Source organism: Frankia sp. CoWAU3, assembly GCF_977971855.1.
The window spans coordinates 3,060-5,680 of sequence record NZ_CDWWXB010000223.1 but is presented as its reverse complement, the minus strand read 5'-3'; the positions used below and the strand labels follow the sequence as shown (position 1 = coordinate 5,680).

At 71.3% G+C, this 2,621-nt stretch carries 2 protein-coding genes; both read left to right on the top strand.

The annotated features are described in order from the left end of the window. The first annotated feature begins 311 nt into the window (after positions 1–311). Positions 312–854: a BlaI/MecI/CopY family transcriptional regulator gene (locus AC08ON_RS15830; RefSeq protein WP_476608299.1), complete on the top strand. Its 543-nt coding sequence runs from the start codon at positions 312–314 to the stop codon at positions 852–854. A 13-nt stretch (positions 855–867) separates the two neighbouring features. Beyond that, a complete protein-coding gene (locus AC08ON_RS15825) occupies positions 868–2,166 on the top strand; it encodes a M56 family metallopeptidase (protein ID WP_476617243.1) in 1,299 nt (432 codons plus the stop codon). Positions 2,167–2,621: the final 455 nt, after the last annotated feature.

The window sequence follows — 2,621 nt, the reverse complement described above, 5'->3', positions numbered from 1 at the left end:
GATCACGACGGACCCGCGCCTTAACTCGCCTCACCGACAGCACCCGACCGGCAACGCCGGCCGGGCATTCGGCGAGCCCTCCCACGACATCACCGAACACTTACGGCGGATCAGTCAGCCGGCGCGTTCGCACTGCTCCGGAGCCGGGCGCTGATCGGGAGCCCGGAGGCAGATCGGGGGCTGGAAGGCCGGTTCCTCCCCGGTTCCTCCCCGACGGCCGGCACCGTTGCCGCGTGGCTGTGACGCAACAGGCCTCAACGAAGCACCCCGTTCGGTTCCACGAATGTTCTACGCCACGTAGGATTGGCACCATGGCGCGCCTGGGTGACCTCGAACGGTCGGTCATGGACGTGTTGTGGGCGAGCGACGACTGGCTGACGGCCCGCGAGGTCGCCGGCCGTCTCCAGCATGAACGCGATCTCGCGTACACCACCGTGCTGACCGTGCTCGAACGGTTGGAACGGAAGGGATTCGTGCGGCGTCAGCGTTCGGCGCGCGCGCATCGCTACGCGGCCAGCGACAGTCGCGAGGCCGTCGTGGCCGAGGCGATGATGGAGGCGCTCGGCACGGCGGACGATCGTGGTTCCGCCCTGGTCCGCTTCGTGGGGTCGGTGTCCGCGGAGGAGGCCGAGATCCTTCGCCGTGCCCTGGAACCCGTCGGTCCCGGGGAACCCGGCATCTTCGTGCCTGGCGGAGAGGCCCCGCGCGCCGAGGATCCGCACACGGAGGTCCGGCACGCCGAGGCCCGGCGCGGTCCGGCGATCGGAGACCCGCCCCGCGACGACCCGGAGCAGATCGTCACGGTAGCCACCGACCCGGATCGAACGGCCCAGATTCCGCCCGACCACCGGTAGCGTTAGCCGGGACATGACGACCGCGGCACTTCTCGCCCTGTTCGCGGGCATGTTGGCCTGGCCGGTCCCACGCCTGCTGGCCGCCGCGCGCTGGCCCTACCGATGTCCACGGGCGGCGATCGTGCTCTGGCAGGCGGTCGGTCTGGCCGGCGGAGTGTCGGCGCTGCTCGCGGCGATCGCGTTCACCGTCTCACCACTGTCCGGCGACACCCCGACCGCCATCGCCGACCATCTCGACAACATCGCGGCCGGCGCGCCGCTGACGGGCCTGGGCCTGATCAACCTCATCGGCCTCGCTGTGGCGGCGGCCTTGGCCTCCCGGCTGTTCGGGGTGCTCGGCACCTCCAGCGCCGCCACCCTTCGCGAGCGTCACCGACACCGCGACCTGGTCGATCTGGCTGGCCGTCGGCATCGCCGGCATGAGACCTGCGTCCCGCCCGGCCGTGCGTCCCATCATTCCGGCACAGCCGCGGACTCTGGTGCGGCCACCGACCCTGGCACAACCGCCGACGGCGGGGGCGCAACCGGCTGCTGCCTGTGCGAACACCGGGACCGGGCCGGCATTCTACTGCGCATCCTTGATCATCCCGTCGCGGTCGCCTACTGCGTGCCGGGGGTGCGGCACGCCCGGGTTGTGGTCTCCCGCGGGCTACTGAACACCCTCGACGCCACCGAGCTGGACGCCGTGCTCGCCCACGAGGCGGCCCACGTCGCCGGTCGTCACGACCTCGTCATCCAGCCGTTCGTCGCGTGGGAGCGGACCTTCCCGTTCCTGGATCCGGCCAGGGAGGCGACCGCGGCCGTCTCGCTCCTCGTCGAGATGCTCGCCGACGACGCGGCGGCCCGGCAGACAAGCCGCCGATCGCTCGCGCGGGCCTTGGCCCGGCTGGGCGGGGCAAGGGCACCGGTCCCCGCCGGGGCGCTGGGGATCATCGATTCTCCGGCCGCTGTGCTGCCCGCACTCGGCTCCCACGATCCTACGGCGGTCGGCGTCCGCGATTCCGGCCCGCCCGGCCCGGGCAACCCAGACGCCGACGGGCCAGACCCCGGCGGGCCAGACCCCGGCGGGCCAGACCCCGGCGGGCCAGACCCCGGCGGGCCAGACCCCGGCGGGCCAGACCCCGGCGATGCGGCGCCCGGCCAGACACGACCGATCGGCGGCGGCCCTCGGCGCGGCACGGCCAATCCGGTCATCTCGCGGATCGCCCGGCTCCTCGACCCGCCGGAAGTGCCATGGTGGATGCCGCCGTGCGCCTACTTCGGGGCGATCATCGTGCTCGCCGCGCCCCCGCTTATTCTCCTGGTCGGCTGAGCGGAAGGCGTTAATCTCTACTTTTTTTATTGACAAGCGGCGGAATGATATCTACTGTCAGCGTCATGAGCCGGCGCCCGCTTCTGGTCTGCCGTGCACACATTGACTTTCATCGCGTCGCGAGCGCGCTCTGTCACCCTTACCATCGATCCCTCTGATCATCAGGACCCGTTCCGCCGACTGGCATCCGTCACCGTAAGCCCCCCGGCGCCCGGTGACGGCACCTGCCGCCTCGTACCCGAGCCGGCCAACGGCAGCCGACCTGATGTCAGCGAAGGGTGGCCCCCTCCCTCCGATCCACCGTCCCTGTGGTCAGCCGTGCCCCCGGTCCTGACTTTTCCGTGCGTTCCACCTGCCCTGTGTTTGCACGCCTTGCGCGTGCGCGGCGACGAGAGGCCCCGTCAGCCGCGTGGTCGCATCGCGAGGAGGTTCTCCGTGCCCGTACGAGACAAGAC